23 protein-coding genes are annotated in these 16,416 nt (G+C 30.8%); 2 read left to right on the forward strand and 21 right to left on the reverse strand.

Annotated features, from left to right (window positions below):
- Positions 1–269: 269 nt before the first annotated feature.
- The 8 genes from AC2TDS_RS05800 to AC2TDS_RS05835 all read right to left on the reverse strand — a co-directional run bounded on the left by AC2TDS_RS05800 (position 270) and on the right by AC2TDS_RS05835 (position 5,799).
- Positions 270–761 carry a DUF4274 domain-containing protein gene (locus tag AC2TDS_RS05800; RefSeq protein WP_484736624.1) on the reverse strand — a complete coding sequence of 164 codons (492 nt, stop codon included), beginning with the start codon at positions 759–761 and terminating at the stop codon, positions 270–272.
- Between the two features lie 532 nt (positions 762–1,293).
- The gene (locus tag AC2TDS_RS05805) at positions 1,294–2,163 is read right to left on the reverse strand and encodes a hypothetical protein (protein ID WP_484738174.1); all 870 of its coding nucleotides are present in this window, start codon (positions 2,161–2,163) and stop codon (positions 1,294–1,296) included.
- A 666-nt stretch (positions 2,164–2,829) separates the two neighbouring features.
- On the reverse strand, positions 2,830–3,267 hold the full coding sequence (locus tag AC2TDS_RS05810) for a hypothetical protein (protein WP_484738175.1): 438 nt from the start codon (positions 3,265–3,267) through the stop codon (positions 2,830–2,832).
- Positions 3,268–3,636: 369 nt separating this feature from the next.
- Positions 3,637–3,798: a hypothetical protein gene (locus AC2TDS_RS05815; protein ID WP_484738176.1), complete on the reverse strand. Its 162-nt coding sequence runs from the start codon at positions 3,796–3,798 to the stop codon at positions 3,637–3,639.
- Positions 3,799–3,808: 10 nt separating this feature from the next.
- Positions 3,809–4,018, reverse strand: a complete 210-nt coding sequence (locus AC2TDS_RS05820) for a hypothetical protein (RefSeq protein ID WP_484738177.1) — start codon at positions 4,016–4,018, stop codon at positions 3,809–3,811.
- A 104-nt stretch (positions 4,019–4,122) separates the two neighbouring features.
- Complete coding sequence (locus AC2TDS_RS05825) at positions 4,123–4,542, reverse strand: hypothetical protein (protein ID WP_484738178.1); 420 nt, start codon at positions 4,540–4,542, stop codon at positions 4,123–4,125.
- A 294-nt stretch (positions 4,543–4,836) separates the two neighbouring features.
- Positions 4,837–5,256 carry a hypothetical protein gene (locus tag AC2TDS_RS05830; RefSeq protein ID WP_484738179.1) on the reverse strand — a complete coding sequence of 140 codons (420 nt, stop codon included), beginning with the start codon at positions 5,254–5,256 and terminating at the stop codon, positions 4,837–4,839.
- A gap of 267 nt (positions 5,257–5,523) precedes the next feature.
- A complete protein-coding gene (locus AC2TDS_RS05835) occupies positions 5,524–5,799 on the reverse strand; it encodes a hypothetical protein (protein WP_484738180.1) in 276 nt (91 codons plus the stop codon).
- A 324-nt stretch (positions 5,800–6,123) separates the two neighbouring features.
- Between AC2TDS_RS05835 and AC2TDS_RS05840 the strand changes: the two genes are divergently transcribed.
- The gene (locus AC2TDS_RS05840; protein WP_484736598.1) at positions 6,124–6,330 is read left to right on the forward strand and encodes a hypothetical protein; all 207 of its coding nucleotides are present in this window, start codon (positions 6,124–6,126) and stop codon (positions 6,328–6,330) included.
- 182 nt (positions 6,331–6,512) lie between these two features.
- Here the strand turns inward: AC2TDS_RS05840 and AC2TDS_RS05845 are convergent, their stop codons facing one another.
- The 8 genes from AC2TDS_RS05845 to AC2TDS_RS05880 form a co-directional block, all read right to left on the reverse strand.
- Positions 6,513–6,833: a hypothetical protein gene (locus AC2TDS_RS05845; protein ID WP_484738181.1), complete on the reverse strand. Its 321-nt coding sequence runs from the start codon at positions 6,831–6,833 to the stop codon at positions 6,513–6,515.
- On the reverse strand, positions 6,826–7,275 hold the full coding sequence (locus AC2TDS_RS05850) for a DUF4844 domain-containing protein (protein WP_484738182.1): 450 nt from the start codon (positions 7,273–7,275) through the stop codon (positions 6,826–6,828). Before AC2TDS_RS05850 ends, AC2TDS_RS05845 begins: the two co-directional genes overlap by 8 nt.
- 188 nt (positions 7,276–7,463) lie before the next feature.
- Positions 7,464–8,237, reverse strand: coding sequence for a hypothetical protein (locus AC2TDS_RS05855; RefSeq protein WP_484738161.1), 774 nt, complete (start codon positions 8,235–8,237; stop codon positions 7,464–7,466).
- Between the two features lie 187 nt (positions 8,238–8,424).
- Positions 8,425–8,973, reverse strand: a complete 549-nt coding sequence (locus AC2TDS_RS05860; RefSeq protein WP_484738183.1) for a hypothetical protein — start codon at positions 8,971–8,973, stop codon at positions 8,425–8,427.
- A 252-nt stretch (positions 8,974–9,225) separates the two neighbouring features.
- Positions 9,226–9,600, reverse strand: coding sequence for a hypothetical protein (locus AC2TDS_RS05865; protein WP_484738184.1), 375 nt, complete (start codon positions 9,598–9,600; stop codon positions 9,226–9,228).
- Between the two features lie 159 nt (positions 9,601–9,759).
- Positions 9,760–11,130 carry a group II intron reverse transcriptase/maturase gene (gene ltrA / locus AC2TDS_RS05870; protein WP_484736656.1) on the reverse strand — a complete coding sequence of 457 codons (1,371 nt, stop codon included), beginning with the start codon at positions 11,128–11,130 and terminating at the stop codon, positions 9,760–9,762.
- 629 nt (positions 11,131–11,759) lie between these two features.
- Positions 11,760–12,218 carry a hypothetical protein gene (locus AC2TDS_RS05875; protein ID WP_484738185.1) on the reverse strand — a complete coding sequence of 153 codons (459 nt, stop codon included), beginning with the start codon at positions 12,216–12,218 and terminating at the stop codon, positions 11,760–11,762.
- A 9-nt stretch (positions 12,219–12,227) separates the two neighbouring features.
- Complete coding sequence (locus AC2TDS_RS05880; RefSeq protein WP_484738186.1) at positions 12,228–12,638, reverse strand: hypothetical protein; 411 nt, start codon at positions 12,636–12,638, stop codon at positions 12,228–12,230.
- A 320-nt stretch (positions 12,639–12,958) separates the two neighbouring features.
- Here AC2TDS_RS05880 and AC2TDS_RS05885 point away from each other — a divergent pair, with 320 nt between their 5' ends.
- Positions 12,959–13,165, forward strand: coding sequence for a hypothetical protein (locus AC2TDS_RS05885; RefSeq protein ID WP_484738187.1), 207 nt, complete (start codon positions 12,959–12,961; stop codon positions 13,163–13,165).
- 125 nt (positions 13,166–13,290) lie between these two features.
- On the opposite strand, the gene AC2TDS_RS05890 is transcribed toward AC2TDS_RS05885, so the two are convergent.
- From AC2TDS_RS05890 to AC2TDS_RS05910, 5 genes are all read right to left on the reverse strand, one after another.
- On the reverse strand, positions 13,291–13,992 hold the full coding sequence (locus tag AC2TDS_RS05890; protein ID WP_484738188.1) for a hypothetical protein: 702 nt from the start codon (positions 13,990–13,992) through the stop codon (positions 13,291–13,293).
- Positions 13,993–14,199: 207 nt separating this feature from the next.
- Positions 14,200–14,541, reverse strand: a complete 342-nt coding sequence (locus AC2TDS_RS05895) for a hypothetical protein (protein ID WP_484738189.1) — start codon at positions 14,539–14,541, stop codon at positions 14,200–14,202.
- Positions 14,542–15,189, reverse strand: a complete 648-nt coding sequence (locus AC2TDS_RS05900) for an SLATT domain-containing protein (protein WP_484738190.1) — start codon at positions 15,187–15,189, stop codon at positions 14,542–14,544.
- Positions 15,190–15,726: 537 nt separating this feature from the next.
- Positions 15,727–15,948: a hypothetical protein gene (locus tag AC2TDS_RS05905; protein WP_484738191.1), complete on the reverse strand. Its 222-nt coding sequence runs from the start codon at positions 15,946–15,948 to the stop codon at positions 15,727–15,729.
- Positions 15,949–16,043: 95 nt separating this feature from the next.
- Complete coding sequence (locus tag AC2TDS_RS05910) at positions 16,044–16,346, reverse strand: hypothetical protein (protein WP_484738192.1); 303 nt, start codon at positions 16,344–16,346, stop codon at positions 16,044–16,046.
- Positions 16,347–16,416 lie beyond the last annotated feature (70 nt).

Below are 16,416 nucleotides of genomic sequence, written 5' to 3' on the forward strand. Positions count from 1 at the left end.
TACAAAATCACAGTCTTATTCTCATTCATTATAGTAAGCAATTTTTAGTTTTTGTTCTTATCCTCTATCCACCCAAATTGGAATTTATTTGTTTTCAAAACCATTCAGAGCGGTCATACATAACGGTCTAGTATAACCGTCAGTTACGGGTTTATATGCGTTAATTTTCGGTTTGGCACGGACTTTTGCAATTCCGAGTGGATTCGAACGAAGTCTAATCCGCCGTAATTGCGGTTATACATTGTTGTACATAGTGCTTTTTTCATTTTTCAAATTCCCAATACGAAGGGTTTTTTCCCTTTTGTCGCAGTTTTTAATTCCGCAGGTATTTCCCAAATATCCAATTCCGTTTTCCAATCAGTTTTATATCCTTCTCCTATTGGATCAAATTTTAGTTTTTTATTCTTAAATCCGTTTTCCTTAAATTTTTTCACAATCTTTTGCAATAAATTCCAAACAGGTTTTTCATAATCTTCGATTGTTTTCGCTGTATAGTCAAAATAGAAGTCAGGTTCCGCTCTCCAGAATATTAATGAAGCAGTTCCTTTGTCACATTTTGGGCTGTCAATTATCCAGTCCAATACAATTGTTCCATCGTCCCAGTTATAATTGTCAGCAAGGAAATATTGTTCTGCTGAATTCAGAGTTTTAAATTTCTCAAAATCAGGCATTACTTCTACATCATCATCTTCGCTCTCATTGAATGAGAATTCGATGAAATTTTTCTTAATCAGCAATATTTTATGTGGTCGGACTATCATTTTTTCCGCATTATGTACAACGTTTGTGTAATAACAGTGCCGTGAAATGCGGCTGGAACTTAGCGCGCAAAGGCAGGCATTGGTTTTACATGTTGTTATGTATGGATAGCGACACGTATTGCTTGGCGACAAATACACACATAACTTTTAATTTATTTTTAAAGAAGCTTTGTACAAAAGACGAAGCCTACACTTGGCTTATACAAAACTAACTCAACCAAAGATAAAAAATAGGTTTTATAATTCTGACCTTAATTTTTATCGTTTAATATCAATCCTAAAATCTTTATAAATGCTTACAAAATCACAGTCTTATTCTCATTCATTATAGTAAGCAATTTTTAGTTTTTGTTCTTATCCTCTATCCACCCAAATTGGAATTTATTTGTTTTCAAAACTATTCAGAGCGGTCATACATAACGTTAAGAATATGGGGCGTTTGGCATTTCAAAGCTCCACATATCAAACCGCCATATATTTTATTAATTATACTCATTTTAAAATTTAACACTACCCGCCAAATGACCTATATTTATTGTTGGGTGGCGTTTTTTCTCATCTTAAATCTATAGTCATCAAAAGAATGTGTAAATGTTATCTCCAGTGAATCTTTTGATATATTTCGAATCCAGAAATCATAATAGTTTTCCCAATTACCCTTTCTCCGTTCATGAATATACCCCCGAAACTCAGAATTAAAGTCCAGAAATAATTTTATACTATCAATATTCCGAAAATCAAGTAAAGTAATCTTGTTAGTATCAAACTTTATAGTTGCAGAATCAATTAGCTGTATAGTCTTATTAAAGGTTGTTGAATCGTACTCATAGGTTCCAAACCATTCTCCGACAAGCTTTTCTTTGGTTAGTTCAGCTCTCTCCAAGCTCTTTCTCTCTTCTGCAATCATACTAAATTGAGTAGGGAATACAAATACCTTAATCGCCATAATTACTAGAGTACAAATTAAAATGTAAATTGTCTTGATGTTTACCCGTAATAATCCGCTTATAATAAAAAGTCGTAATGCCAAAGTCACGGAATCATAAAACGATATTATTGGGTCTGATGCTGCAGCAATTGAAACAACATATCCCCCTTTGAAATAGAATAGCTTAATAATCCAAAATATTAATTCAACAAGAATTACGATAATTTTTAAAACCTTTGATCTGAGAAATAATGAAGTCAGAATTAGAATAATAGAAATCGATGAGAAAAGAATGTTTTTAGTATCAAAAATAGATTCACCGCTAACAAAGCAACCCCATCTGTCTGTATAATCCAGTTGTCCTATGAATCCGATTACAAGCAATGCTAATAAAATATAGTAACTGTTAGGCTGAGAAATAATCCTTTTGTACCAATCAGAAATCCAATCAACCCGTTTGGATGAGAAGAACATAATTAAAACTAATATGGTAAAAAGTATCATGCTATTCTGTCTTTTTTAAATGCCACCCAACGTTTGTGTAATAACAGTGCCGTGAAATGCGGCTGGAACTTAGCGCGCAAAGGCAGGCATTGGTTTTACATGTTGTTATGTATGAATAGCGACACGTATTGCTTGGCGACAAATACACACATAACTTTTATTTTTTTTTAAAGAAGCTTTCTACAAAAACCGAAGCTTACACTTGGCTTATACAAAACTAACTCAACCAAAGATAAAAAATAGGTTTTATAATTCTGACCTTAATTTTTATCGTTTAGTATCAATCCTAAAATCTTTATAAATGCTTACAAAATCACAGTCTTATTCTCATTCATTATAGTAAGCAATTTTTAGTTTTTGTTCTTATCCTCTATCCACCCAAATTGGAATTTATTTGTTTTCAAAACCATTCAGAGCGGTCATACATAACGGTTTGGCTATGAATAGTACGGGGCAAAAAATCCGTTGATTTTCAAGTAGACAAAGGCCAAACGCTTTTTATTTTGTTTTTAATTTTTTTGTTTTCTAAAAAGCCAAATTAAAAGATTTGGCGTAAGTCTAAATATACACAAACCTGAGGACTAAAGGCCAAAACCCGTATTATTTTATAGGTGTTGTTATGCGCTGGTTTTAACTTTAAACATTTACATCTGATACTATTCCATTTTTAAAAATCGCACCTACATATTTATCATTTTTAGCTGAATCAAATGATAACTCATAACTTGTTTCGTTTTTCAACCATGGGTTTATGCATACTAAATGAAAATCAGAAATATTTTGATTTTGAAATTTATCTTTTAATTCTGAATCATTATTTATCAATTGAACAATTTGATTTTTAATATTGTCTAATTCGTCAATTATGTGAATAGTAGCCTCTAATTGATGTTTATATGGACCACTTGAACCTCCTAATAGAAGTAAAATTAATTCATGTTGTTTAGATTCTATTTTTCCAGTCCAAATGATATCTTTTTGATTTACATTTTTCACTCTTGCTACAAAAACACCTAAACTATCTGTCTTGATTTTTACTTTTTCACCAAATAAGAGTTTTCCTATTCCGAACATTGATTTGTTGTTTTTGACACTTGCGCATAACTAGTGTATATGCACAATTGCGCATATCTACCTTTCAAATATAAGTAAATAGGACTGAGATTAAAATTGTTTTTAGGGTTGATTGTATATCTAGGTTTAAGTTTAACATCTAATTACTAAAATTTCATTGATTTCCCCTGTGTTTATACTTCTATATGAAATAAACATGAATATCATCCCAAAGAATTTATCATGTTAAAAGATAATAATATGTTTACAAATAAACGTTTTATAAACGTTTATAGACGTTTATAAACGTCTATAAACGCTTATTGTAATTTACTTACCACAATTATGTCAAAGAACTTTTCCGATTTTAAGGTGTCGAAGAACCTACTATTATTTTATAATTTTAACTTTTCCTTTATCTAGTATACAAATAGACGTAGGATTTTCTTTTGCTACTTTTTCGATTGAATCAGAAACTACCCAAGTATTTCCTTTACAAGTTATTCCTCGGGGGTTTGACTTAAATAGCTTTGTTACTTTAAATAATCTCATATCCTAATTATTACTGTTTATTTGGTTTTTGTTCATTGATTGAAAATTCCATTGTGAAAACTTGACCTACTGAATCATGATGTTTCTGTAAATCATTCATTCTTTGAATTTCATCTTCTGTCACACATTTAATTAAGTGTTCTGTGTCTTTGTAATAAGTTTTTTCCCCATCTGGAAAATCGCTTATTATTCCATTTGAAATGATTTCAATACTTATCATACTACTCTTATTTTGACATCCGTAGATGTCGGTTTAACCAAATCTTTGACAATAAAAAAGAGCTTCAATTTGAAGCTCTTATGGTAAGTGAATTATTTTTAATGTTAATGAAGAATTGTTCTATTAGAGATATTTTGATCGTATTTTCTTTTAAACTTTTTGGCATTATCTTTATTGATTGTACCATCCTTTTTAATTACCTTATCTTTTACCAATCGCTTTATAATTCTTTTAAACGTATATAAATCTCTTGTTTCTATTGTCAAATCGAGATCTAAAAATGTTATTACAGCATAACTTTTTTCTGGATTACTATGAACCTCTCTTCTTACAAAAAGAATTTCATTATCTCTTAAGTCATATAAGGATAGATCATTCCCCATTCGTAATCTTTCGTATTTTAGAATAACCTCTTTATCTAATAGAACTTTTTTCTTTTTTAACTTAATTTTTTGAGAAAAAACGGAATAAGAAAAAGAAGAGATTACTAATAAAGCAAATAGTGTAAATATGGATTTTTTCATATTAAAATTTTTAAGTGAGACGCAAATCTAAGTATTTATTTTTCACTTACCACAATTGTATCAAAGAACGTTTTTCCGTTTTTAACGGTATCGGAGAACCTACTCTTATTTTATAATTCGTTTATTAAATCTTGGACATAAAAAAACACCTTGAAAAAGGTGTTTGTGGTAAGTATATTATATGTTTTATTCCTTATGTGCCCAACAAATCATATAGCGTTAGCCTATCGGCACGCCATATACTTAGTTATTGTGTTTTCGTTTGTTAGTATTGATTTCATTTTTAGTGTATTTTTATCTTAACCACTTTTTCATTACAGGAAATTCCTCTTTACTGCATAGAGACATCCATTCCAAGAGAGGCAATCCTATATAGTTTTTGCTTTTGAATTGTTCAATTAACCATTCTGAGTCATTTTTATATCCGTCTGGGTGAAAGACAATTTCTAAATCAAGTTCTAAATGATACGATGCGGCAAAAGACCAAAGAATAGCTGCAATTTCGTCACTATCAGTCGGCCAATTATCACTAATTTCAGGAGTACCTATAAGTGGCCTATTTTTTTCGTCAGTTACAGCTATATGACCAGCTTCATGTAATAAGTCTCCTGGATATTTTAATTTCTCTAAGTCCATTAAAATTGTATTTCCAGTAATGCTTAGTCCTGGTAGAAACGTGTCATTTGATAATTCCTTCTCAACTACCTTGATCATAATTGAGCGAAGAAAATTAACGATCACTTCTATCACCTGTTGATTATCATTCAATGTTATAAATTTATTGATTCAATTTTTAATGAAACACAACGTTCCGTGTATGGTGTCGTAGCATCCCGGAGGGTGCTATGCACTATAAACATTGTTGGCTTTTAGTGCTTTTCTCTTTTTACATCCGAGTGCAAGTCAGACTTAATTTTATGTTTTTCCATTTTCTTTCAAATTCTGCATAATAATCCAATATGGATATCATTAATCAATTTCTCAACTTAGTTTTCGTTCTTTTAGAACTATTTCCAACTCCTTATATTTTTTAGAATTTTTGATAATTAAGTATATGAAGTAAATCGGAAAAATCATTGGAAGAAGAAAAGCGATAAAGTTCTTTTTTGAACCTAAGAACCAAGCCATAAATCCAACCGCAATAATTCCAGTCAAAAAACCAATTATTAATGCATTAGTTACTTTTCTCTTTTTCAGCTTCTTTTTTTCAATTATCAATTCTTCGTTCGATAATTCAGAAAGTGTTTTCCTATCCATTCAAATTAGTTTTATATTCTGGTTTGGGCATTAAAGCCAACTAGTGTATATGCACAATTGCGCATATCTACCTTTCAAATATAAGTAAATAGGACTGAGATTAAAATTGTTTTTAGGGTTGATTGTATATCTAGGTTTAAGTTTAACATCTAATTACTAAAATTTCATTGATTTCCCCTGTGTTTATACTTCTATATGAAATAAACATGGGTATAATCCTAAATCTTTTTAATACTACAAACGCAAGCAAGGAGTAAATCATACTCTTATTAATTTTGCAACATGTACCTTAAATATTTCGCCCAAGTCCTAAAGAACGTAGGAGTGCCACATTTGAATAATGACCAATGGCGCAGATTTCAGAATATCTCAGCTATAGAGTATCATATTAGTAAGATCGAGACATTAAAACATCTTAGCTCTACTGTGTTTATAGAATACAATAAAGAAAGGTCTAAACTCGATAAGCTAACTAAAAAACTACCTCCTGAAGAATTGTTACAAGAAATGATTGAGCTTTCAAATAGTTAAGCGCCTAACAATTGCAACCTACTATTATTTTATAATTCGTTTATTAAATCTTGAACATAAAAAAACACCTTGAAAAAAGTGTTTGTGGTAAGTATATTATATGTTTTATTCCTTATGTGCCCAACAAATCATATAGCGTTAGCCTATCGGCACGCCATATGCTTAGTTATTGGCAACAGTTTTTATTTATTTCCGATTAATATTCTTGCGTTTTCGTGATTCGGCCATTTATCTGTTCTCATAGAAACAGCAATTTGTTCAATCCAATAATTTTCGTCCGTAATGTTGTTATTAGATACTAATTTGGTAATATTTTTTCTCGATGATAATTTCGCAAACGTCAGAGCTAGAACTTCTTTTGTAAGTTTTAGGGATTTTAAATTTTCAGGTAGAATATCTAGAGTACAAAACAACGAATAATATAAATTATGCAAATCTTCATAATTCACAGAATTTGGTAGTTTTTGATTCAGATAATCATATAGTTTTTCAACACTATTCATTTTTCTTATTCGCTTTATTAAGGTCAAAACCATACATAAATTTGTTCAATTGTCCACCTGAACTTTCCAATCCGACAATATCCATTAATTCCTCAAAATACGTGCAAACTCGCTCTCGGTCTTCAGTATCTAATTCCATATAAACATCCGAAAATCTCGAAAGTCCGATTCCGATTTTTTCTTGATATTTTTTGTCGGTTGGTTTTTCTGATTTCGAAACAGTCTTAAAATCCGTTGCGACTTTATTAATTTTTTCTGTGAAAACTGGCCGCATTTTTTCGTCCGCAATTTCAGGATAATGATTTTCCTCTACGAACTTTTTCTTTGCAATAAATTCGGCAAACTTTTCATTCGCATTTTCTGGTGTTTTCATTTCATTCGCATTTTGTCCGCAAGCAGATAATGTCAAAAAAATTATAAAAATTTGAATGTATTTCGTCATTTCTCAAATTGTTGCGTAGAGTAGAGCCTGATAGCTATCTCTATATTTTTTTTTATTACTTGTTTTACCAAATATACAAAAACAGGGCAAACTTATCTTTTTACTCCTTGTTATCAACGGATCAGTCAACAGGACATATAGCGTTAGCCTATCGGCACGCCATATGCTTAGTTATTGGGCTTTCGTTATTATTCGTTATAAATTTCAAAAGCTCCATCATTATCATTTTTATCAGTATCAAATTCAGGGTTTTTAGTATGGATTCCTTTTTTCCAGTTTTGTAATATCTTATCAGTTGATACTGAGATTGATTGAGAGAATATCATCTGAGAGGGGTATTTTCCCCAAGGATTTCCATAAGTTGCTTGCTCATATATAATTTTGACAGAATCTCCATATAATGTTTTAAATAATTTAGGAAACTTTTTACTTTTCAAAGGTAGTTGATAATTTGTATAGGGGTTGAACAAGAGTGGGTTCCAGTTTTTAGCACTAATTGTTTCATTATTTTTCAATTGTTCAAGATATATTCCAGTTCCACATCCAAATCCACCAAACGGAATTAAATAACCTTTTCCATTTTTGTAGACTATTATGTTTTCTCTTACTCTTGAAAAAGGAGAGCCCCAACTCATATAATACATTCTTTCACCAGATATATTTGTTAATTTCAAAGAAATAGTATCTAGTTTTTCAAATTCGGTTTTTATAAAACTCCATTTTAAAGGTCTTCTTTCCTGTTTCTTTACTGAGCTCCAAACACTAGTTTTATTAACATTTGTACTATCCCATAGGTCATTAAAATATTTTATCGAATCTGGTTTTGTTATAAGCTTTTCAGCTATAAATAAATCTATATATTTTTCTCTACTATAATTCGGTTTATGAAATATGTATAAAAGAATGATTCCACCAAAAGTGATGAAGAGAATGAGTAGAATTATTCTTTTAATTATTTTCATATGTTTTTTAATGAAGCCGTAGAGTAGAGCCTGATAGCTATCTCTATATTTTTTTTTTGCATTACTTGTTTTACCAAATATACTAAAACAACGCAAAATTATCTTTTTACTCCTTGTTATCAACGGATCAGTCAACAAATCATATAGCGTTAGCCTATCGGCACGCCATATGCTTAGTTGTACATAGTTATTTTTTCATTCTTAAACCATACATTATTCCTCCAATGCCAGTTATTAGAAATAAATATAAGAATTTTATATCTGATTTTTTGTTTTCATTATAGTCTTTTAAGTCAAAATATCTTCGATTCTTTGATGACAAGTATTTAATTCCAATAGTTTTATTTCTTGATTCCTTAATTGACTTTTCGTAAAATTCTTTATCCACTTTTACAGTAATTTCAGACTGATTTGATTCCGTATTTTTAAATAGCTTTGAGTCAAAACTCATTTTAGCAAAACCTCCAATTGAAAATTTAACAGGTTGATTTTCTATTAAAAAAGTCCAAAAATATGTTTTTTTAGTTCCACCAGTAGACTCTTGAATTAATTCGGAATTCAGGTTTCCACTGATAGTTAATAATTCAGATTCATTTATATCACCGTTATTTGAAAATTGACCCCATAAAAAAAATAAAATCATAAATATTCCAAACCCGATTACAAATGGTTTGTCAGATTTTTTAGTTACCTTATTTTTCCTCTTTTTTTTATTATTTTGTATTCTTTTACTCACTTTAAGTTTTGAGTTCGTTTTTAATTATGTAGTAGAGTAGAGCCTGATAGCTATCTCTATATTTTTTTTGTATTACTTGTTTTACCAAATATACAAAAACAGCGCAAACTTATCTTTTTACTCCTTGTTATCAACGGATCAGTCAACAGGACATATAGCGTTAGCCTATCGGCACGCCATATGCTTAGTTATTAGCTTTAGTGTTTTTTATTCAGTTTGATATTCAATTCATTCAGTTTAATTTTCAACTCTCTAAAAATAGGTAATCAATAAAATTAACGGAATTAAAAACGGAAGTCCGCAAGAGAACCAAAATCCAATATTATAAGTCAATTTCCGAAACTGTTCCGCATTTTTTGGTTCAATCATTTTTTCAATAATAGCTCCAAAATTGTAAAAAACATTGGCAATTCCAATCATAAATAAATATCCAATTCCTTGAAAAATAATTGTAAATATTGTTATTTCAATATCTGCACTTGAAGGAACTATAAATTCAACCACAAGTGCATAAATAATGAAAGCAGTTATTCCACTTAGAATAAGTCCAACATTATATTTTCCTCTTCTTTCATTCCACCACTTTTTCCTAAGTTCTTTTTCCTTATTCCAAGTAATTATTTCCATTTTGTTTCGCATTAAAGCGTAGAGTAGAGCCTGATAGCTATCTCTATATTTTTGTATTACTTGTTTTACCAAATATACAAAAACAAAATAGCTATCAGTGCCCCCTTCATCAAACCGTACATGAAGTTTTCCCTCATACGGCTTACCGAATAGAGTTCTTCATTCCGCTTTCGAGAGTGTCTTTAAGCGAGCATACTTTTCTATGTCTAGAAGATTATACAATCTTACTAATGTCTCATAGGGACGCTGGCGAAGCTTCCGATGTGCTTTTCGACCTTTTCTTTTCATCCATTTAAACAGTTGGTAATCCAATTGTTTCTTTATAACCTTGATCGTTTCCCAAATATGGGTCGTTTTACTTATTGAGTAATAATTCAACCAACCTAGAATTACCTTATTTAGTTTCCATACAATCCAGGGTATAGTCCAATGCCGTCGTTTATATAATGTATCCCGAAGCTTTCGGAATAGTTTACTCCGTGACTTATTACTAGGACGAATATTGGTATACTTCTTTTTGTTCCAACTAAATTTCGAGCGTATACTCCTAATTTCAAATCCTAGAAAGTAGAGACTGCTCTTGCTCGTATGTAATAACTTGGTTTTATTCGGGTTTAATCTTAATCCCATATTCGATACTATTTTACCTAGATAACTTAGTATATCTTTACTGAAATACCATTTCCCCATTAGAAGAAAATCATCTGCAAAACGTACTATACGAATTTGTGAGTGGGCAAATTTACCTTTTGGATTTGTTACTATTTTGTCTAATTCATGCAAGTAGATGTTTGATAGTAGTGGAGAGATTACCCCTCCTTGTGGGCTTCCTTGTTTACTCTTTAATAACTCCTTTGTTTCTAATTGAATAGGAGCTCTTACCCATTGGTGAATTAATCCAAGTATCGAAGTATCTGAAATCTTTCGCTTTAAGCAAATAAACAGGCGGTCATGAGGGATACTATCAAAGTACTTCGATAAATCTGCATCCAGTACAAATTGATACCCTTCGTAGATATTTGTCTTTACCTGCTTTATTGCGTCTTTGGCACTTCGCTTGGGCCTGAACCCATAAGACGTAGCTATAAATTCAGTTTCCCATAGCGGTTCTATGGCCATTTTTACTGCCATTTGAACTATCCTATCTTTTATGGTAGGTATTCCTAATGACCGAAAAGATCCTTTCTCTTCTTTTGGTATCAAAACTCGTTTAATTAAATTGCTTCGGTACCGTTTCTCCCTTAATTCATTTTGTAAGTTTGTTAAGTAAGTCTGTAGACCTGATTGCTCGATACTAGCAATACTAACACCATCTACTCCCATTCCTTTTGTGTAGTTTTGTTTAACTCGATAGAATGCAGTGATTAGAAAATAGTCTAAACATATTTTATCATACAAACTATGTGCTACAAAACTGCTATCTCTCTTGGCTGTAATGTATAGCTTCCTTTGAAAAACACGAACTTTCTCATCGCATTGCGATGGACTTACTAATAGATTTTCATCAATATAGGTCGTTCTGTTTTTCATATAAGCTTCTCTAAAGTAGAGCCCCTTTCCTAAATAGGGTTATGTTGTCCCTATAATTATCGGTACTATGAGCTCCTCCGACTTCTCTTATAACCATTGCTGGATTTCGTAATACTTATACCAGCATGTTTTGCCTTGCCAATGCTTATTATAAGAGACCTCCCACGTTCCGTATAAATCCATCTATAATCACGCCATCCCTATGACTCCGGCAACTCTTCCATAGTCTCGCGACTGTTTATCCTATGGAAGTGACAGGGTTCGAAGACCGTCAAAACTCTCCCCAAATTGCGAGTACACCTATCGAAGCTACTATGGGTTCACGTATTACACATTACGGCTTGATTATTTGTCCTCTAGAGCTTCAGCAAAACCCTCACGAGTCTAACTGTCTAGATTCCTTCAGAGTGAACAGCCAATTACTCTGGTGGGATTTACACCCACTGGATTTACACAACTTCGTGGCACACTAACGTGTTTGTATAAGATTAGTTGCGTATTTAAGCATTAAAGTTAGCAAATAAATCACAGATAATAATTCTGCAAGGACTTTCATAAGTAGATAATTACTAGCAATTAATTTTATACGGTGTTGCCAATCGTTTTTTTCAATTATTTTGAATTTCCATCTATTCAACTTCAGCCCTTTTTTTAAATTTCAAGTTTTTCATTGTCATAAATTGCTGAGAAGGGTTGTCTACAATGTTATTGTTTGAGTCAGGAAATCTTGCTAAAACAACAAATATGTGATTGATTTCATTTGCCAAAAATATTTTCAATTCATTGGTGTCCAAATTATGGTCAAAAGTTCCTTTAACGAATTCATCCCGACTTTCTTTATAGATGTAAAATGAATATTTTTCTTCACTCTCCTGTACGATTGATAAAACCATCTGAAGTTCTGGTTTCCATTTCTGCCATTCTTGCAAAAAGAGATATGATTTACTAGCAGTTTTTCTATCTGGAAAGTATAGTCCAAAAACAGAAGGTCCTTTTTCATAATCTTCTGTGTTTATTGCCGAAACTCCAACCCATTTTGTGAAGTAAACATCAACTAGTTCTTGGTTAAACTCTACGTTATTTGCCATTAGCTTATTTTATTTTTTCATTCCGAAACTTTCTCCAAAAACTAATTTATTCTTGTCATTCCAAAAATATGTGAAATAGTATTTTGGTATTTCATTTGAATTACGATGATAAATGTCAATCAGAATTGCATCAGTTTTGTCTTTTAAACTATCCGTTTGGACTCTCACGTCGTAAGTTAGTCCGTAAGCTCTTATTTGTCCGTTGTTCAGTTCTTGCTCAAATCCCGCTGTCAACTCGTCAATCACTTTTTGACTTTCAGGACAATCCGTTTCGTTGTCTTTATATCCAACTGCGATTAACTCTCCATTATTATCAATTTTAGCTCCGAAAGGATAGTATTCCTTTCCATTATTCAGCATTGTTTCCGCAAAGTTGTGTGAATAATCAATAATATTTTGAATGTCTTTTTGTATTTCCATTTTTAATGCAGAGCGTTTTTCTCAAATGATTGGCAACTAGTGTATATGCACAATTGTGCATATCTACCTTTCAAATATAAGTAAATAGGGCTGAGATTAAAATTGTTTTTAGGGTTGATTGTATATCTAGTTTTAAGATTAACACCTCATTACTAAGATTTTATTGGTTTTTCCAGTGTTTATGCTTCTATATGAAATGAACATGGCTATAATCCTAAATCTTTTTAATACTACAAACGCAAGCAAGGAGTAAATCATACTCTTATTAATTTTGCAACATGTACCTTAAATATTTCGCCCAAGTCCTAAAGAACGTAGGAGTGCCACATTTGAATAATGACCAATGGCGCAGATTTCAGAATATATCAGCTATAGAGTATCATATTAGTAAGATCGAGACATTAAAACATCTTAGCTCTACTATTTTTATAGAATATAATAAAGAAAGGTCTAAACTAGATAAGCTAACTAAAAAGCTACCTCCTGAAGAATTGTTACAAGAAATGATTGATCTTTCAAATAGTTAAGCGCCTAACAATTGCAACCTACTGGTTATGTGACTTTTTTTTGTTTTTTATTCCTTATGTGCCCAACAAATCATATAGCGTTAGCCTATCGGCACGCCATATACTTAGTTATTGTATGCCGTTTTTTATTTATAGTAATAGTACCAGTTACTTTCATAATTGGTATCAAAATTCTCTTTACTATCCAAAAAAACCGAATAAAAGCCTCTCTTAAAATATCCAAATTCGTCATACTTTTTTAGTATGTCAAAATATTGTTCATTCCATTTTTTATGTAATTCCGAATCTTGATATTTCTTTAATTGCTCGTCTGTATATAAAAAGATAGTTGCACTATTAAATCTTCTGTCAATCATCCAGATTTCTGGATTATTTATTTCCGATTTCAGATTTTTGATTTCCTTTTCAGGTATTTTTTCATTCGCCTCATCTTTTGCTATTGTTTCAAAGTCAGAGAAATAAACAAATAGATTATTCGATTTATAAGTCAGTCCAAGTAGTTTTTTAATCCAATTCGGCTTATTTTTCAATTCATAATTTGAAGTTATTTCTCCAAATTTTTCCGCAATTTCGTTTTGCTTTGTTTTGTCAAAATTATAAGTTCGTTTGTCCATAAACTTCCCTTTGTCTTTTGCATATTCAAGACAAACTTGTAGTCGTGGATTGGACTTGTTATTATCCATAAAATCAAAAACTAAATTTAGTGTTTTTACACTATATTTTTTATCAATCCATTTCGCAAGTGGCTCAAATTCATCCTTGATTTTTGAAATCCCTTGCTTTATTTTCTTGGTTGATTTATAATCTTTATCAGAAGTAAATATCATTTTTCTTTAATGCAGAATATTTATCTTAAATGGCATAGTAGAGTAGAGCCTGATAGCTATCTCTATATTTTTGTATTACTTGTTTTACCAAATATACAAAAACAGCGCAAACTTATTTTTTTGCTCCTTGTTATCAACGGATCAGTCAACAGGACATATAGCCTTAGCCTATCGGCACGCCATATGCTTAGTTATTACCACACGTTTTTATTTCGTTTCTTTTTCCAAAATATATGTTTTTAGTCGAGAAATAAATCCACTTATTTTTCTACTCTCATTCGACCATTTTCCTTTGTACCTTTTATTATTTTTATCATAATCGTGCTGAAGTTCTCCACCTAAATCAGCTAAATATATGTCTAAGTCCATTTTCAATGATTGAAGAGTAGGAATCATTTCGGAATTTTCAGATTTCATTGTTTTTACAATATCTAGAAGTTGATTTCCAACTCTTTTTAATGAGTAAATGCTTGGTTGTTTTAATAGACTCTCATCAAAAATTTCTTTTCTAATTATTTTAGATTTTTCTTCAAATTCTTTAATTGTCATTTATAAGTTAGTTTTAATTAAAAGTCCAATTATGATTATTGGTGGTAATATTATTAAAGTGTGATAAATCAAACTTGTTTTAATGTAATAATCAGCTTTTATTTTGTAAACATCTATTTTGTTTAATTCGTGATAATCTGCTTTTGATGCTTTAAACATATTATGGTCAATTGGCTCGTGATTTTCGTGTCTTTCTAAAATTCGTTCATATTTGTCAGATATTTTTTCTGCAAATTCTTTCTTTTCACTCAATTTTGGTTTCTCTTTCAGAGTTTTAAAAATCCTTAAATCATTATACAGTTTTGATAATTCAAGTCCGCAAGTATGAAATTGTTTTGCTTTTGTGCTGAAGTCTTTTGCGTTCTCTATTTGTCCAAATACTAATAATAATATAGAAAGACAAGTAATTGAATATGCAATTAAGTTTTCGTCAATCGTTTCAGTTGAATATATGTTATAAACTGATAAAAGTCCGACAGCTATTAAATAGACAGATAACATACTTAAACATAAGTTTGATAAGTCAGCCACTTTCAAAAGTCTTTTACTTGCATTAAATCTACTGCCTTTAGTAGACCAAATTTTATAATTCAATTCCTCAAGAAATGTTTTGTCTAAATAATCTTTATATGATTTTTTTTTCTCCAATGTTCGTTTTTACTCAAATGTGTGGTAACGTTTGTGTAATAACAGTGCCGTAAAATGCGGCTGGAACTTAGCGCGCAAAGGCAGGCATTGGTTTTACATGTTGTTATGTATGGATAGCGACACGTATTGCTTGGCGACAAATACACACATAACTTTTAATTTATTTTTAAAGAAGCTTTGTACAAAAGCCGAAGCCTACACTTGGCTTATACAAAACTAACTCAACCAAAGATAAAAAATAGGTTTTATAATTCTGACCTATAATTTTTATCGTTTAATATCAATCCTAAAATCTTTATAAATGCTTACAAAATCACAGTCTTATTCTCATTCATTATAGTAAGCAATTTTTAGTTTTTGTTCTTATCCTCTATCCACCCAAATTGGAATTTATTTGTTTTCAAAACCATTCAGAGCGGTCATACATAACTAGTGTATATGCACAATTGCGCATATCTACCTTTCAAATATAAGTAAATAGGACTGAGATTAAAAGTGTTTTTTATGAAATGAACATGGCTATAATCCTAAATCTTTTTAATACCTTCTTAATATATTCCATTTATATCCTACTGTAAACTGTTTGTCTGTATTGTAGCCTAATTCAAAAATATTGCCTTTTTTATTTTGAAATCCTGTGTTTAACTCAAACGAGGTTCTATTGAAATCAGTTGAAGTGTTGAGCTTACCTCCTACTAGCAAGGAGTATTTAGGTGTAAGTGTTTTAGTGATTGTTTTTTCATAGTATTTTAGAGCCAAATAATAACTAAAATCTAAACTTTCAAGTGTCCCCCTGGTAGTTGCTTTTACTTTAGCGGTAATGACACTATCTTTAAATACCTCTTCATATTCATTTATTTGTCTAGCCTGTAAAAGTCACGTAAAATTGCAATACTGTCGGCTTTTTGGTTGTATTTCTTTTCAAGCTGTGCTATTAGTTCTTTATACTTCTGATCGTTGGAAATATATTTATACTTAGTTATTATTTTTTCTTTCGGTTTAGCTACTTTAAAACTACCGCTTTTAGCAGGTATTTCTTTTATTACCAAAACACTATCAATAATTACCCTTTGTTTAGCAAATTTTAAAAAACCTACATTCCAGAAACATAAAAATATGATAATTATAGTTCCTAAATAAATAAAAAAAATTCTCACAGCATCAACATTAAAATTAAAAAAACCAAGCTTGGAATAACTGTGAAAACGAAATCTAAAAATTCCGCTT

Source organism: Tenacibaculum profundicola (genome assembly GCF_057220795.1).

Excerpts from the sequence above, each read along its gene's own strand:
- AC2TDS_RS05800 (WP_484736624.1), bottom strand. The coding sequence starts at position 761 with ATGATAGTCCGACCACATAAAATATTGCTGATTAAGAAAAATTTCATC.
- AC2TDS_RS05805 (WP_484738174.1), bottom strand. The coding sequence starts at position 2,163 with ATGTTCTTCTCATCCAAACGGGTTGATTGGATTTCTGATTGGTACAAA.
- AC2TDS_RS05810 (WP_484738175.1), bottom strand. The coding sequence starts at position 3,267 with ATGTTCGGAATAGGAAAACTCTTATTTGGTGAAAAAGTAAAAATCAAG.
- AC2TDS_RS05815 (WP_484738176.1), bottom strand. The coding sequence starts at position 3,798 with ATGAGATTATTTAAAGTAACAAAGCTATTTAAGTCAAACCCCCGAGGA.
- AC2TDS_RS05820 (WP_484738177.1), bottom strand. The coding sequence starts at position 4,018 with ATGATAAGTATTGAAATCATTTCAAATGGAATAATAAGCGATTTTCCA.
- AC2TDS_RS05825 (WP_484738178.1), bottom strand. The coding sequence starts at position 4,542 with ATGAAAAAATCCATATTTACACTATTTGCTTTATTAGTAATCTCTTCT.
- AC2TDS_RS05830 (WP_484738179.1), bottom strand. The coding sequence starts at position 5,256 with ATGATCAAGGTAGTTGAGAAGGAATTATCAAATGACACGTTTCTACCA.
- AC2TDS_RS05835 (WP_484738180.1), bottom strand. The coding sequence starts at position 5,799 with ATGGATAGGAAAACACTTTCTGAATTATCGAACGAAGAATTGATAATT.
- AC2TDS_RS05845 (WP_484738181.1), bottom strand. The coding sequence starts at position 6,833 with ATGAATAGTGTTGAAAAACTATATGATTATCTGAATCAAAAACTACCA.
- AC2TDS_RS05850 (WP_484738182.1), bottom strand. The coding sequence starts at position 7,275 with ATGACGAAATACATTCAAATTTTTATAATTTTTTTGACATTATCTGCT.
- AC2TDS_RS05855 (WP_484738161.1), bottom strand. The coding sequence starts at position 8,237 with ATGAAAATAATTAAAAGAATAATTCTACTCATTCTCTTCATCACTTTT.
- AC2TDS_RS05865 (WP_484738184.1), bottom strand. The coding sequence starts at position 9,600 with ATGGAAATAATTACTTGGAATAAGGAAAAAGAACTTAGGAAAAAGTGG.
- ltrA (WP_484736656.1), bottom strand. The coding sequence starts at position 11,130 with ATGAAAAACAGAACGACCTATATTGATGAAAATCTATTAGTAAGTCCA.
- AC2TDS_RS05875 (WP_484738185.1), bottom strand. The coding sequence starts at position 12,218 with ATGGCAAATAACGTAGAGTTTAACCAAGAACTAGTTGATGTTTACTTC.
- AC2TDS_RS05880 (WP_484738186.1), bottom strand. The coding sequence starts at position 12,638 with ATGGAAATACAAAAAGACATTCAAAATATTATTGATTATTCACACAAC.
- AC2TDS_RS05890 (WP_484738188.1), bottom strand. The coding sequence starts at position 13,992 with ATGATATTTACTTCTGATAAAGATTATAAATCAACCAAGAAAATAAAG.
- AC2TDS_RS05895 (WP_484738189.1), bottom strand. The coding sequence starts at position 14,541 with ATGACAATTAAAGAATTTGAAGAAAAATCTAAAATAATTAGAAAAGAA.